General features: G+C 40.2%; 17 protein-coding genes. 6 read left to right on the forward strand and 11 right to left on the reverse strand.

The window, feature by feature from the left end; genetic code table 11:
• Positions 1-25: 25 nt before the first annotated feature.
• From rimM to ispH, 10 genes are all read right to left on the reverse strand, one after another.
• Positions 26-574, reverse strand: coding sequence for a ribosome maturation factor RimM (gene rimM / locus PTT44_RS14250; protein WP_168158650.1), 549 nt, complete (start codon positions 572-574; stop codon positions 26-28).
• 28 nt (positions 575-602) lie between these two features.
• A complete protein-coding gene (gene rpsP, locus PTT44_RS14255; protein WP_004718284.1) occupies positions 603-860 on the reverse strand; it encodes a 30S ribosomal protein S16 in 258 nt (85 codons plus the stop codon).
• A 145-nt stretch (positions 861-1005) separates the two neighbouring features.
• On the reverse strand, positions 1006-1464 hold the full coding sequence (locus PTT44_RS14260; protein ID WP_168158651.1) for a type IV pilin protein: 459 nt from the start codon (positions 1462-1464) through the stop codon (positions 1006-1008).
• Entirely contained in the window at positions 1465-1938 is a 474-nt protein-coding gene (locus tag PTT44_RS14265) for a type IV pilin protein (protein ID WP_168158652.1), read from the reverse strand.
• A gap of 14 nt (positions 1939-1952) precedes the next feature.
• Positions 1953-5882, reverse strand: a complete 3930-nt coding sequence (locus PTT44_RS14270; protein WP_168158653.1) for a pilus assembly protein PilY — start codon at positions 5880-5882, stop codon at positions 1953-1955.
• An 11-nt stretch (positions 5883-5893) separates the two neighbouring features.
• Entirely contained in the window at positions 5894-6616 is a 723-nt protein-coding gene (locus PTT44_RS14275; protein ID WP_171262495.1) for a pilus assembly protein PilX, read from the reverse strand.
• Entirely contained in the window at positions 6616-7521 is a 906-nt protein-coding gene (locus tag PTT44_RS14280; RefSeq protein ID WP_168158654.1) for a prepilin-type N-terminal cleavage/methylation domain-containing protein, read from the reverse strand. The genes PTT44_RS14275 and PTT44_RS14280 overlap by 1 nt, the downstream gene beginning before the upstream one ends.
• Positions 7521-8021 (reverse strand): type IV pilus modification protein PilV, encoded by a 501-nt coding sequence (pilV, locus tag PTT44_RS14285; protein WP_078425501.1) that lies wholly within the window; start codon positions 8019-8021, stop codon positions 7521-7523. Before pilV ends, PTT44_RS14280 begins: the two co-directional genes overlap by 1 nt.
• Positions 8018-8479: a GspH/FimT family pseudopilin gene (locus PTT44_RS14290; protein WP_058870400.1), complete on the reverse strand. Its 462-nt coding sequence runs from the start codon at positions 8477-8479 to the stop codon at positions 8018-8020. The genes pilV and PTT44_RS14290 overlap by 4 nt, the downstream gene beginning before the upstream one ends.
• 165 nt (positions 8480-8644) lie before the next feature.
• Positions 8645-9595 carry a 4-hydroxy-3-methylbut-2-enyl diphosphate reductase gene (gene ispH / locus PTT44_RS14295; RefSeq protein ID WP_168158655.1) on the reverse strand — a complete coding sequence of 317 codons (951 nt, stop codon included), beginning with the start codon at positions 9593-9595 and terminating at the stop codon, positions 8645-8647.
• A 134-nt stretch (positions 9596-9729) separates the two neighbouring features.
• Between ispH and gmk the strand changes: the two genes are divergently transcribed.
• The 6 genes from gmk (at position 9730) to bfr (ending at position 14556) form a co-directional block, all read left to right on the forward strand.
• Positions 9730-10353, forward strand: a complete 624-nt coding sequence (gmk, locus tag PTT44_RS14300) for a guanylate kinase (protein WP_005401338.1) — start codon at positions 9730-9732, stop codon at positions 10351-10353.
• Between the two features lie 77 nt (positions 10354-10430).
• The gene (gene rpoZ, locus PTT44_RS14305) at positions 10431-10712 is read left to right on the forward strand and encodes a DNA-directed RNA polymerase subunit omega (protein WP_004978050.1); all 282 of its coding nucleotides are present in this window, start codon (positions 10431-10433) and stop codon (positions 10710-10712) included.
• Positions 10713-10935: 223 nt separating this feature from the next.
• Entirely contained in the window at positions 10936-13035 is a 2100-nt protein-coding gene (locus tag PTT44_RS14310; protein WP_004978051.1) for a RelA/SpoT family protein, read from the forward strand.
• Between the two features lie 69 nt (positions 13036-13104).
• Entirely contained in the window at positions 13105-13488 is a 384-nt protein-coding gene (locus PTT44_RS14315; RefSeq protein WP_004691470.1) for a RidA family protein, read from the forward strand.
• Between the two features lie 154 nt (positions 13489-13642).
• A complete protein-coding gene (locus tag PTT44_RS14320) occupies positions 13643-13837 on the forward strand; it encodes a bacterioferritin-associated ferredoxin (RefSeq protein ID WP_010327639.1) in 195 nt (64 codons plus the stop codon).
• A gap of 254 nt (positions 13838-14091) precedes the next feature.
• Positions 14092-14556 (forward strand): heteropolymeric bacterioferritin subunit Bfr, encoded by a 465-nt coding sequence (gene bfr, locus PTT44_RS14325; protein WP_058870405.1) that lies wholly within the window; start codon positions 14092-14094, stop codon positions 14554-14556.
• Positions 14557-14602: 46 nt separating this feature from the next.
• Here the strand turns inward: bfr and tfpZ are convergent, their stop codons facing one another.
• The gene (tfpZ, locus tag PTT44_RS14330) at positions 14603-15349 is read right to left on the reverse strand and encodes a TfpX/TfpZ family type IV pilin accessory protein (protein WP_168158656.1); all 747 of its coding nucleotides are present in this window, start codon (positions 15347-15349) and stop codon (positions 14603-14605) included.
• Position 15350 lies beyond the last annotated feature (1 nt).

Here is a 15350-nt window from a genome sequence, read left to right on the forward strand (position 1 = left end):
CAGACCCCCGTATTTCCAAAAATAATTAGTAATCTACGCCCCAATTAACGTAGATACGACCAGCTTCGAGATCAACGCGTTGCACCACATCTTTATGCCATGGAATCATACGCTCTTCGGAATCAACGCTGTCTGGTGTTGCGTGAACCACCATCACATCATTGGCACCTGTCTCAAACATTTCATGGATTTTTCCGAGGTTTACTTCTTGTTCTTCATCATCCAAACCTAACACTGTTAAGCCTTTCAAATCTGACCAGTAAAACTCATCCATTCCTGCTTTAGGAAGTTGCGCTTTTGAAATCCAGACATTTGCGCCAACTAGGTTATCTGCTGCAGTGCGATCAATGACGCCTTTGAGCGAAACAACTAAGCCTTTGCCATGCGGTTTCCAACGTTTTACATCTATTGTTTGCCAACCTGCTTTGGTTTCAATGTACCAAGGCAGATAGTCAAAGATGTTGCTCATCGGTTCTGTATTGGAATAGATCCAGAGCCACCCATTTAATCCATATGCTGAACGTAACTGTCCAATCTGAATACGATCTTCGGGAACATTCTGTGTTGGTGTCATGGGCTACCTACTACTTAATTAGCAAAAATTATGCAGTAGCTGCAGCTTTCTTAGCTTGAGCAGCTAAAGAAGCAACACGTTCAGATGGTTGAGCACCTTGAGCAACCCAGTGTGCAAAACGGTCAGCATCTAAACGAAGTTTTTCTGCTTTACCTTGAGCTGTTGGGTTAAAGAAACCAATACGTTCGATGAAACGACCGTCACGTGCATTACGGCTATCAGTTACAATAACTTGATAGAACGGACGTTTTTTAGCACCACCGCGTGCAAGACGAATAACTACCATGATACAACCTTATAGTTTTTACGGATTATCCCTGCCCCGACCACCGGAACATTTCAAACCCCTTTCATAGAGGGCAATATTTTACGTTATCTTTGCTGCGAAAGAAAGATTAAAATTTATTTATCCACAGTTTTGAATTTGGATTTTATTTGCCGTCCCAGTTGGATGTGCCACTTAGGGCACAAGTCGATGCACCTTTAGTCCAGCATTTTTCCCCGCGGTGATTCAAAATACTAGCACCGTCATTTTCCTGAATGGTTCCATTAATAGGAGTCGCTGTTAATGTCCATGTATTTGCCGCAACATTTGTTAAAGATACTTCATACAATGGATCACTACCTTGAGGAATTTCAAGATTATCGTTTGCATTGAGTGTATAACCTAATGTTTCCAATGTGATCGGGTCACCATTCGCCAATAAAAACCTAAAGTTGGATACTTTATAACGCTGAATTTGGTTAGCTAGGGCAACCAGTTCAGCCTGAGCTTCTACACGCTTTGTTTTTCGTACATGCTCTTGATAAGATGGATATGCGATAGCAGCCAAGATACCAATAATTGCAACCACAATCATGAGTTCAATAAGCGTAAATCCTTTATTCATTTACCACTCCTCACTACCATTTGCAGTACTGCCACAGCTCTCAAAATCAACATTTGCTGTAGTTTTATTCTTACAACGCATCCCTGTACTCGTAAGTAGCATCGTATAATTCTTATCGTCCGAACTCACAGCTTGAATTGCCCAATTCCGACCTGCAGCATCATCCTCTGTTAAATCCAAATCTGGATCATTTCCATCTCTGATCGTCAATGTATATTTAATCGCAGAGCCAGTTGCTCCCACAGGTAATACTGCACTTGTGGTCGTAAATCCTCGATAACTAAAATTACGCGCTTTATGCCGATCTAACAAAGTAGCTAATCGCTGTATCTCTTGTTGTGCCTGACTAGCTACGGCGCGTCGTACATACTCTTGGTATGACGGTATAGCAATTGCTGCGAAAATCGCAACAATTACTACAACAACCATTAGTTCTATCAATGTAAATCCAGAGGACTTTATTATTTTTTTCATAGCTCCTCCTTAAATTAACGTCGATCGTACCAACGCTGAGGAATCAGTTTATTCCCAGTATTGTAACGTTTATCTAAAATAGCATTGCCCGTAACCCCTGATGTATCTACGTTTGCAACAATAAGTCGCTGCATCCCACTACCATCACCTGCACCAACAGCACCACCGACGATACCTGCCCCCATACTTAGCCTATAAGAAGTAGATGTCCCACCATTACATTGCCCATACGGCATACAGAATAAAGTCATGAAGCTTTCACCCTTTACACCAGCTCCACAATCTCCAGACATTCCATTTCGACTTCCATCAAAAGTGGTTACAAACATGTCATTATTGATAACCAATGGTGTAGACATCACCTTCTCACTCTGTACTAAAGTGGACTTAAATAAGTAGTACCAACCCTGAGTTAAGGCATAAGGCGCTCTATAAGTGGTAATAGCAAATCTATTGGTATTATCAAGTGCAACGAGTTGATTAATAGGAGTGGTTCCAACACTACTACTCTCATTCAACAACGTTACACCTAATGTATTTAATTTATTAGGAGCTGTCCCTGTTGCTGTAACACTATAGGCATTTGCACTCGTTAAGTTAAATAAATCACTTCTTGCTACGTCTTTATCATATAAGTTAAAAACACCATCGTGTTTATAATTGGTACTTGTACTATATTCAGCGAGAGGTTGACTTCGGTTTCCACTACCAATCGATACAACACCAAAAATTGTTCCTCCTTCTGAATATGTTGAGAAACTAGGCATCTCATAGAAACGTGGACTGTATGTACCATTGTTTAAATTAAGAACTCTTGTAGGCTGTTTGGCAAATAATGCTGTGTTGGTACCAGCTTTATTATTTAAATCGATACGCCAAACTTGACCACCTAAGTCACCAAAGTATAAGTGATCAGTTAATCCATCAGAGTCTCTATCTACAGCCTTAATCTGACTCACCACACTATATTTCATGTCTACATCATAAGAACTGGCTGTACCATTTGTTGGAGCATAAGTCGGGCCAGGGTTTGCTGTTGTTGGTGATGTATGCACTGTTGCATTCGCACTCGCCCACCACAACAAACTACCATCAAGCGCATCAAACATATACACACCAGAACCAATCTTATTGGTTTGAGCATAGTCATTATATTCATAACCACGGTAATATTTGATTTTTGCTTGTTTCGCTGCACGCTCTGCCGCTGTAGTCTCAGGCATACTACTAATGGATGTTGGTAACCCTTCAGCATCATAACCTCCACCTACTAGCATGACGAGTTTTTTGGTTCCTTTCCAATTAATCCAAGTCAATGTAGGCTTAGACCAACTTTGCCCCATACACGCAAGTGGATTCGCACTCGAACACTGACTTAATGCAGGCGGGGTTATAGTAAATTTAAGTGTTGGATTATTGATATCAGCTAAGTCTAGCGCATAATAATTACGTCCCCCCATACGTAAACCGCCATAAACAATCTGTTTACCTGATCGACTATTTAAACCAGCCCCAACAGTTAACATATCATCTGCCGCATTCACATATTCAGTATAAGAAGTCCAAGGCCCATCAACCCCATAATACAACTTATCCATTCCACCAATAGTGGTATCAAAGTTTAACAATGCGTCCTTTTGGTTTTCCACCATACTATTCGGTAAAAATGCGAATTTTTCTTCTCCAGTATCTGCATCAACTATATGCAAAACACCTTGCGTGGTTCCAAATAAAATATAGTCATCTCGCTCTTCAGAACCGAGAACACCATTTTCATATGTCACTTTCCCTTGGTTTGTAAGAAGCAATGGCGAAGAATGCATTACAGCACCTACCTGACGCAACTCCTCCGCTTGAGCAATCGACGTATTTGTAATGGTTTGAGGTTGTTTGGCATTTACACGATAACCAAGCAATGATAATAAATATCCTCTAGCTGGGTCAGTACTATTGACCAAAGTTAAATCCAACGCTCTTAATGTAGTTGCGTCCAAATATTCATTATTTGTTGCTGTTGCAGGTCTGTCGGTTAATATTTTGCGCTGTATTGCACCATTCGTATTTGAACGTAGTTTTAACCGTGATTTGACACCACCAACCAATCTATTTTTACTGCTACCAAGAATGGATTCATCATCCTGATTTACACCCGTAACTGCATCGGCAGACCATAAATCGTAGTTATCACCAATTTTACCTTGACTATTGACAAAAATATCATCGTTTTTATCGACCAACGTACCTGTACTAGTAACTTTATACTTTTTCAAGTTACCCGCCCATAATTGATAGCTCTTATCAGGGGTTGGTTGGAACTGTGGATAATACGCATAATTTTGCAATGCAGCAGGATTTAATTGATCATTTGGGATCGTTGATGTTCCAGTTGTTACAGCTGGAATTTCTGTTGACAAGTTATTAATAAAGTCATTTACGCTATCAATAACGTCCTGAGAACTTGTACCCGCATACCAACCACCTTGACCACGAATACCCCAACGTGCTGCACGTTTTTCGTCATCACCATCATTCACTGTGCCTAGTAAGGCGATATTTTCTTCTTCAGATAAGTTTTTATTATACGAAGGGATTGAGTTATAAGCTGAGCCAAATCCAACAACAGCTGTTTTGAGTTTTAAATCACGTGGACTAGCATTCGTTGTTTGATTTAAAAGACGAGTATTAAAATTCTCTACACAATTCCATCCACCACTTGAATCAGAACAGGTAAAAGCACTACTGCCAGCTAACGCAGTTTGCATTAAACTCTGTGCCGAATTATTCCCATTTGGAACACCATCGGTTAGTACATAAATACCTTGACCACTACACTGTTTGGTATCTGCATCCGGCTCTAACTGTGCAGACAAGGAGGTCGGCATTTGATACTTTGAGTGATCTGTAACTAAAACTCCGCTACCTGCCGCATATTGACCAGATGCTGAATTATTAGCAGCGTAGTAACATGTAGCGCTATAATTTCTGTTGCTATATCTCAATGTACAACTATGCGCGCCGAAATATCCACCTGGAGTATTATAAGAATAGCCATCACTTTGGCAGTTGTTCGTTGTACTAGAAGTGGTACATCCATACCAAGTACGATCATAATATGCGTATTTGTACACACCTCCTGAAGTAGAGGTTCCCAACATATAAGCAGCCGCTTCTGCATAAGCATTTGCTGTTGGTGTTCCTCCACTAGCTTCCAAATTAGCCACTTCAGTCATTAAAGTTTTACGATGTGTTTCAGAGGCTAAGGTAGTTTCAGTATCTAAACCTAGCCTTTGAACAGGAATACGAACTTGTCCACGAGTACCATCACCATTAATAGAATAGGTGGTCAGTCCAAAAAATTTATCTTTACCAATGGCATTAGCACCATATAAAAGTTGGTACATCGCATCTTTAACTAAAGTGATACGATCATAATAAGTAGAGGCTGCTCCATTTCTATAATAATATTGCGGGTTGCCACCGCCATCATCATCAAGTCCAGACAGACTTGGTTCACTAGTTAGCGCATAAGTACAATCCGTTTTATTTACGGATGTACTCCCTGATGCAGCTCCTCCACAACGATACCATTTACGGTTATTCCTCCCACCAGAACGCATGTAATAGTATTCACGACTGCTAATTTGACAGTAACGTCGATTATAAGAAATACCATTAGTGCTGTCTGTAAATGTTGTTTCACTCGCACCACCACTACAACTTGTCAACTCTTGATTATTTGCATCGAAATATCTCATACTTCCTGAAATATCCAATACAAACATTAAAGAGATATTTCCCGAGCGTGCTTGTTGATAAATCTCAATATCACTCGCATATGAAGCAGTTGCACTAAACACAAATCCTGTCATAAGAGCTGATAGGCTCACAGCCAATGCTTTCTTTAAAGGATGAGCTATAAGTTGTTCTTTCTTTTTAATTTTCATTTCATTCACCCTTAAAGAAATGCCTGACCTAACGTATATTCAGTGACATGTGTTGTAAAAGGTACATTTAAATCCGATAGACAATTTGCTACACCATTCGTCGAACTATTACTAATATGGCTATCTAAACAGTCATCAATATCATCTGTATCTGCTGAAGTAAGTGCAGGCATCAGTGAAGTCGTATTCACAATCACGCGATCTGTTTTTTGAATTTTAGATAGTTCTTCATCCGTACCACGAACTGAGTCTTGGAATGGGGTAGATGATACCGAATTTGTAAAACTCACAGATACTTGAGTCATGACTGCTCTACGTTCGCTGGTAAAAAAGTTTGCATTATTCGCTCCTGTTCGACAGAAGCCACTTACTCCTTGATCCGTATTCACGATATTTCCACTGTCATTCACATAGACCATGCTCGCTTGCGACAAAGTAAAGAATTGAGCTCGGCTGCCTCTATAACAAAACACTAACTCTTTACCTTTGTTTTCAGGGCCCCTAATAAACCCAAACATGCCATCAGCTGCTAAACTGCGTAATAAATTATTTGTGTCTTCAACGTTAAACGTTGCAGCATCAGAGTTTTGGATCATGAGTTGTTGAGCTTGGCTATTGGTCGCAATATTTAATGACACCATACTTTGACGAATAGCCAATGTACCAATAATAGTGATCGCCAATAAAAGGATTAATACGACGATGAGTGTCGAGCCATGTTGTTGTCTAATCATCACTCTCTCTCTCCCAACGCGTTACGTATTGCAACCTCTTGAGTCACAACCTGACGGATAAATCCTTGAGGGTTACCATTCTCTCCAACTGCCACATCTTGGTCTAACACCACAAAAGCATTGTTTTGTGCTGTCGACGCTTCTTGGCCTGTTGACTGGCCTGAGCGTGCGAGCACACCTAAACTCACTCCTAAAATACGCGGTTTAGTCCCTGTCAATGCCATATATTCGTGAATACCGATATATCGACGGTTACCAGCAGCATTACTCACATTAAGCAATACACGAAAATGATCAACGCGTTTCATAATGATTTCACCAGCATCACCATAACGAGCAAGATTGGTGTCACTATAGTTACCAGCATCACATGCTAAAGCTAAAGGGTTCCCCTCACCAGCCCCAGCATTTGCATCTATTCGCAAAAAATAACGTTGAATAACAATACGATCTACAGTCGTGATCTCACGCCCTTCGCAATCAAAGCCACCTGTTTGTGCAGGTTTATACTGAATTACAAGTTGATCACTGTTTTGAGTTACATTCGATGCACCAGTCCACTCATTATCACTACCAACTGCATCACCATTACTTTGGCTTAATAAAACATCATCCACACCAGCTTGAATTCCTGTAGGCAGATTGGATTGACTCAAAACAACCCCCCCATGAAGTAAAACATCATTCATCGCAGCTTCAACAGTATCTAGATTGGCTAATCTAAGATCCTGAGTTATATAGTTAAGCCCAAAATTTGCATTGTCTTGTAAATCCGCCATTCCTTGTTGTACTTGACTACTTTTCACCCCTGTCAAAAATAACATTGCTGCTGCTGCAACTACAATGAGCCCAAGAGCTAGAGCAATCATGAGTTCAATAAGTGTAAAGCCTTTTTGTATTTTCATTAGTAGGCCTCCATGACTACACAAGTCGATTCATCACGGTAAGCACCCGCTGTGGTACAGTTATTTAAACCATCCGCATTCGTTGCCGCAGTGTCCCCCCATGCAACATAAATGCATCTCCGCCCATTACTCACCTCTGGACAAGCAAACATATTGACTGTCATCCCCACTCGTTGAGCAGATAAATTTGTAAGTGCAGCATCAAAACGTGCCATTTGTGTTGGCGTACAAAATGCTGTGTAACAATTCGGATTGGTGATATTGGTCGCATTTCCCGCAATAGCCGTAGCATACACACCCAACTGGTCACGATTAACACGAATTTTCTCAGCTAAATCACGTGCCAAATTAATTGCTTGTACACGGTTAGCCCCCTCACTAGATGCCTCAATTGCTCGATATTGCAACGCTACAAAACCAAGCACACCAACTGCAAGAATAAGCAAGGCAACCAATACTTCTATTAACCCAACACCTGCTTGCTTTTTTATAGTTATCATGAACAATCCCCTTCAACGATCTGCTGGATCGCCCCCATTTTAGATATCGTGACCATTCTGGAATATTTAGGATCAGAAGATGCATCACAAATTTCAAAACTCGTATCTGTGGCAATGATTTGATTTGCTGCTGGATCTTTCACTAGGCCTGTCGGCATAAAAACTATTTCTGTCGCACGACCAGTCTTTAAACTGGACTTACCGACTGGCATCCAATTCAACGTATCGTCAGTATTTTCATCCGCAGACAATAATTCAACTGTAATTTCTCTACGCTCTAAAGCAGCTTTTGCCCTTGCCTGATTTAAAGTAGCAACCAATTCTTTTGTACTTTTATTTAAATTTTGGCGCTGTAACATATCCCCGAAAGAAGGAGCGGCCATCATCGCGATAATTGCCATAACAGCAATCGTCACCATCAGCTCAATTAAGGTGAACCCTTTATGTTTATTTTGCATACTCCCTCCCCAAGGCAACAAAACTTTACCCTATTTAAAATCATATTCTAATTCTTTACACAATCAGCACAATACAGGATAAAAGGCATAAAAAAACAGATGATTGCCAATTTACAATCATCTGTCAATTTTTCAATAAAATTAGAATGTTAACCAATCCACCTTTTAGGCTTGAGTTACCGCAATACGTAACTCTTTTGGCAAACTAAAGGTAATATTTTCTTCCGTTCCAGCAAGCTCTTTTGGTGGGGTTGCACCCCAGTCTTGTAATCGTTGAATCACTTGCTTAATTAAAATTTCAGGTGCAGATGCACCCGCTGTGACGCCAACCTTGGCGATATTTTCAAACCATGCCTGCTGAAGTTCATCTGCATTATCGACCAAATAAGCGGCTTTACCCATTCGCTCGGCCAATTCTCGTAAACGATTCGAATTCGATGAGTTTGGTGAACCGACTACCAAAACCACATCACATTGGGTTGCTAAATCACGCACCGCATCTTGACGGTTTTGAGTCGCATAACAAATGTCATCTTTACGCGGCCCTTGAATCTCAGGAAATTTCGCCCGTAAAGCATCAATCACTTTTGCGGTATCATCAATTGATAAAGTGGTTTGAGTAACAAAAGCCACGCGCTCAGGATGATGCACTTGAAGCTCAGCCACGTCTTGTTCATCTTCAACCAAATAAATCGCACCACCATTTTTCAGGTCATATTGCCCCATTGTACCTTCAACTTCAGGGTGGCCTTCATGACCAATTAAGATGGCCTCAACCCCCTCACGGGCATATTTAGTAACTTCAATATGAACCTTGGTCACCAATGGACAGGTTGCATCAAAAACTTTTAAACCGCGATGCTCAGCTTCGATTTGTACCGCTTTAGAGACCCCATGCGCACTAAAAATTACAATATTGTCATCGGGTACTTCATCCAATTCATCGACAAAAATTGCACCTCGTTGACGTAAATCGTCCACGACAAATTTATTGTGCACCACTTCATGTCGTACATAAATGGGCGGATTAAAACACTCAAGCGCACGATTTACGATGGCAATCGCACGGTCAACACCTGCACAAAAACCACGTGGATTGGCCAATACAATTTCCATATGTTCCTCGATACCACTTTTCAATCAGCGGAAACTAATAAAATAAATGCAAACAAAGTGACGCCTTGCTATTTCGTTTAAACCTTGTCTACTCTAAAATAGAGAAGATATTTTATCATATCAGGAAAAATATCATGTCGGGTCTCTTGTTTGTCGTTTCTGCAGCTTCAGGAACAGGCAAAACATCCCTCGTAAAAGCCCTCCTTGACCGTGTAACGAATCTTCACGTTTCTGTTTCTCATACTACACGTGGGCAACGTCCCGGCGAACTTGATGGTGTACATTACCATTTTACCGAAAAAGACTCATTTTTAGCCTTGGTTGAACAAGGTGGTTTTATTGAATACGCCGAAGTCTTTGGTAATTACTACGGTACAGCTCAAGCTACAGTAAAAGAACAACTGGCGAAAGGTCATGATGTCCTACTAGAAATTGATTGGCAAGGCGCACAGCAAGTGCGTAAACTTTTTCCTGACTCTAAACAAATTTTCATTTTACCACCAAGCCAGTTTGATCTGCGTCAACGTCTGTCTAACCGTGGCACAGACTCGGTTGAAGTGATTGAGCGTCGTTTAGGCTGTGCAGTTGAAGACATGCAACAATATGTTAACTTCGACTATGTAATTATTAATGATGATTTTAATAAGGCATTGCACGATCTTGAGTCTGTGATTATTGCCAATCGTTTAGTCATTACTCAGCAAGCGAGCCGTCATCAGAAAATGATTTCTGAGCTGATCACCCCTGTTGAAAAGTGATTAAAACTTGAGTCTACAGACAAAGCACCTTATACTGTACAGTCTGTTTAATTTTAGCCTTTGTAACGAGAACTCTTATGGCACGCGTAACCGTTGAAGATTGTTTAGACCATGTAGACAACCGCTTTGAGCTTGTACTAGTGGCAAGCAAACGCGCGCGTCAATTGGCACGTCAAGGCATTGAACCTACTGTTGAGTGGGACAATGACAAACCTACTGTTGTTGCATTACGTGAAATCGCAATCGGTCATGTTTCTAAAGATATTTTGAAACAACGTGAGCAAGACTACCAAACTTCGAGTCTTGATCTTGCACTTTCTGCAAACAATTTGAATTTAGATGGTTTTTCTTTCCAATAAGAAAAATTTATCGCTTAAAAGCCTAGTTTTTAACTAGGCTTTTTTATTGGATAACTTTTATATTTGTGCAATACACGTTATAACTAGAAGTTAGGATTCATCGTGGTTTAGGTGTATCTTTTTTGCTTTTCTCTCAATGAAAAATTTGACAACTCATGCAATATGTTTTTCATTAGAGGATCAGTAAAATTTTCTTGTAATTGCTACGTCTTAAAGGTGTTTTATGCCAGGCCCAATGGTCAGCCAAGCTAAACAACAGCTCAAAACTATTATCGATGCTTACTTAACTGAAAGCGACGTCGAGCGAGTGCTTGCGGCCTGTGATTATGCGGATATTGCCCATGACGGTATTACTCGCAAAAGTGGCGAACCCTATATTTTGCACCCGATTGCGGTAAGCTGTATTTTAGCGCATATGCGTTTAGATGCCGAAACTTTGATGGCGGCACTTTTACATGATGTGATTGAAGACACAGACTTTAGCAAAGAAGATATTGCAGAAAAATTTGGAAAAACCGTTTCCGAACTGGTCGATGGCGTCACCAAACTTAGTCAATCCAGCGATAAAGAATATAACAAAGCCGCTTCTTTCCGAAAAATTCTGCAAGCCACACTACAAGACCCACGTGTCATTATTATTAAACTGGCTGATCGTTATCACAATATGACTACCTTGGATGCACTACGCCCCGATAAGCGTGCGCGTATTGCCCAAGAAACCTTTGATATTTTTGTCCCAATGGCACGTATTGTTGGTATGAATGAGATGGGCGATAACCTCGAACATCTGTGTTATCAAAACCTTGATCTCGACATGTATAACAATGTCCAAGAAGCCCTCCTGCAAACCAAACCCAAACGCTGTGAATATCAAAGCAAATGGGAAAATAATCTTACTGAGCTATTAAAAACCCATCAAATTTCAGGTCGAATTAAAAAGAAAAATAATAATATCGAACTGTTACGTCACTTTGTAAAAAATGACATTGATCTGCATGAACTCACGCATAGTCATGCCTTTGAAATTATTCTAAATAGTATTGCTGACTGTGACCGCTTAGCCGATGTGTTGCGAGAGAGTTTTCAAGTTTTACACTTTGCAGACCATATTCGTAAACCACTCCCAGGTGGTAACCAATCGCTACTACTACGTTTAAAAGGTGAAAATACAACCTTATCAGTCACCATTCAAACCGAACTGATGCGCAAAGCGGCGCGTTTTGGTGTAGTACTAGGCGACAGTGCTCCGCAAGCTTGCCGCTCTGCGATTCAAGCCTCGATGCAGAACTTAAATGTCTTGATTGATGGTGCCTGTGCCAAAACCACTTTTAGCGAACTGCTCGATTATTTACACCAAGAGAAAATTTGGGTGTATACACCACAAGGTCATCTACACGAGTTACCACAAGGTGCAACAGTCGTCGATTTTGCCTACTCTGCTAGCTTATTTTTAGGTAACCATGCGGTAGGTGCGAAAATCAATGGGGAAACTAAACCACTTTCTACGCCATTGCACAGTGGTCAGGTTATTGAAATTATAACCGATGTCTTGGCCACCCCAAACCCGGATTGGCTCAGCTTCGTCAATACGCAAAAAGCCCGCCGTGCCCTACAAAATATACTGCGTGAGCAAGACATCGAAGAACAACGCCTTGTTGGACAACAAGCTTTAAATCGCGCTTTAAAACTATTCAATGTATCCATTAAAGATTTAACCGAATCAGACTGGTTAGAGCTTTTACAATGGCGACATATCGAAAGTAAAGACCAACTCTTTGAGCAAATTGCCGTGGGTGATTTACTGCCGCAATTGGTTGCGAATCATTTGTTTGCGCATGACCAAAGTGCACAAGAATCTGACCGACTCATTCAAGGTACTGAAGGTGTCGATGTCAAATACGCACATTGCTGTAACCCTGTGTTGGGTGATCCAATTCAAGGACATTTATCACGCCGCGGTCTTATTGTGCATCGTGCGCGTTGTCATAATCTCCTGCATGAACAACATCTACACCCTGAAAACATCATGCCGTTGCAGTGGACCAATGAGAATGAAGAAGAAATTAGTTTCACTGCATATTTATTGATTAACATGGCCATGGATGACGAACAAATTTCCGACCTAATTTATCAATGTCGTAAAGAAAAAATTGGGGTCGAAATGGTACGTAATCAAGATGACAAGACTTATGTCAATGTTGTGGTACACAACCGCAAGCAAATTGCAAAAATAATTCGCGATCTACGCATGCATTTTGGCTTTCCGCGTATCAGTCGACTGGCTCAACCAGTGAGCATTGCGGAAACATCGATTGCGAGTTAATTGTTTAAATCCGCACATTTTAATGCCAATCTAGGCTATGATTGATGGTGAATATAATAGGAGAACACGATGTCCCGCCAAGTAATTCATACTGAAAATGCCCCTGCTGCGATCGGCACTTATTCGCAAGCAATCTTAGTTGGCAATACACTTTACCTTTCTGGTCAGATCGGTTTAGACCCATACAGTATGGAGTTGGTTGAAGGCATTGAAGCACAAATTCGCCGTGTATTTGATAACTTAAAAGCTGTCTGCGAAGCTGCTGGTGGAACGCTGGCAGATATCGCGAAGTTGAATATTTTCTTAACCGATCTTTCAAACTTCCAGTTGGTCAACCAAATTATGGGTGAATATTTCGCACAACCTTATCCTGCACGCGCAGCGCTCGGTGTGGCAAGCCTACCCAAAAATGCATTAGTTGAGATGGATGGTATTGTAATTATTAATCAATAAGTTATATTTTTTAAGAAAAAGCCACCGATTGAGTGGCTTTTTTTCATCCAAAACTCCAATAAAGACAACCAAGATTTCAAATGATTTTTATTGACAAACGATAACAATTATCAATAATATCACTTATCTTATTTCTTTCATGTGGCTTGCTGAAATGTACGTGTGCTTATGCCGTGGTATTACAGATCAAGATATTAAAGACGCTGTTGAAAATGGTGCGGGTAGTTATCGTGAAGTTCGCGAGATGCTCGACCTCGGCACATGCTGTGGTCGCTGTGCACCAGAAGCACGCTCAATCATCAGTGCTGAAGTCTCTGCGATTGCCTCACGCTTAGCCATTGCTGCCTAGATATTTGATTCGTTTTTTAGAATAACCATAATTATAAACTTACTCTTTATGAGTAGCTCCTCCCCCGCTTATGACTCTAAGCGGGTTTCCTTTTCTTAAATGTCTCAAAATAAAATTTGCATCCCGCATGCTTTTGATTGCGATTTTCATTTGCTGTTCTATAAATTACTCGCCAAAAACCACTTTGTTGTTTAAGATATTTCTCATAAGTTATTGATATTATTTTTAAGCCGCAGTTTGAATGGAGCTTTCTCATGAAAGGCAATCGTGATGTAATTAATCAGTTAAATCAGGTGCTTTATCATCATTTAACTGCCATCAACCAAAATTTCCTACATTCTCGTATGTTTAATGACTGGGGCATTGAGCAACTCGGTTCTGCCGAGTATAAAGAATCGATTCGCCAAATGAAGCATGCTGACAAAATCATTGAACGTATTCTTTTTTTAGAAGGTCTACCAAACTTACAACACTTAGGTAAACTCTACATCGGTCAACATACTGTTGAAGTTCTTAACTGTGATATCCGTAAAGTTAAAGAGAACATTGAATCCATTCAAGCCGCTGTTAAGCTTGCTGAAGAACAACTGGACTACGTCACTCGTGATCTGGTGCAAGAGATTTTAGAAAAAGAAGAAGAGTGGTTAGATTGGACAACTACACAGCTTGATTTGGTTGAGACTGTCGGTGTAGAGAATTATATTCAGAGTCAAATTTAAGACTTTATTCGCGAATAAAAAACCTGCATACGCAGGTTTTTTAAATTTATTTCCAGGGGCGAAGATCGACGATCTTAACTACTTCACCTTTGTCTTTATTGATTAAAACTGTCATATCCACAGCATTGGCTTTTAGAGGAACAAAGCTAGTTGCTTGTGGATACTTAGATAAAATACGATCTACTTGTTGCACATCATTATACTGTTGTAACAGCATTACACTTTGAGCCTGCTCTTGTATTTTTTCTGTGACTTTAGATAAGTCTACATAATTTTCTGGTCGCTGCGCTAGAGATATACCACTCAAAACTTCATCAAAGACTTGTTCCGACTTTAGCTTAGGATTCTGAGACAACATTACAGCTATAAAAATAGGACGCTCAAACAGAGCTAACTGATAGTCTGATTTCCCAATATCTCCCACAATCTGACTACATTGAATAAGCTCAAATTTATTTTGATTAAAAACAATCCAGCATGGTTTTGCCAAAACCATGCTGTATAAGCCATATACCAATGCAATAAGTTGAATCAAACCAATGATAGCCAAGTCAAACTTGAGTGTCTTTTTATATTTTCTGTATACAATAAAAGTAAGCAAAGGACCTAGAACAATATCAATCATGACCATAATTAATAAAATCTCTTTACCACCTGTAGCTGTCAGTAGCGGGTAAGGGTATAACACAAAATATACAAGCAAAAAAACGATAAATAGAATTAAAACTGATACGAATAGATGTATTAAAAATGCATTAAACTTTTCACGAAATAGTTGAAGCGTATCCGACATT

Source organism: Acinetobacter sp. Gutcm_16 (assembly GCF_028649355.1).
Lineage (GTDB): Bacteria > Pseudomonadota > Gammaproteobacteria > Pseudomonadales > Moraxellaceae > Acinetobacter > Acinetobacter johnsonii.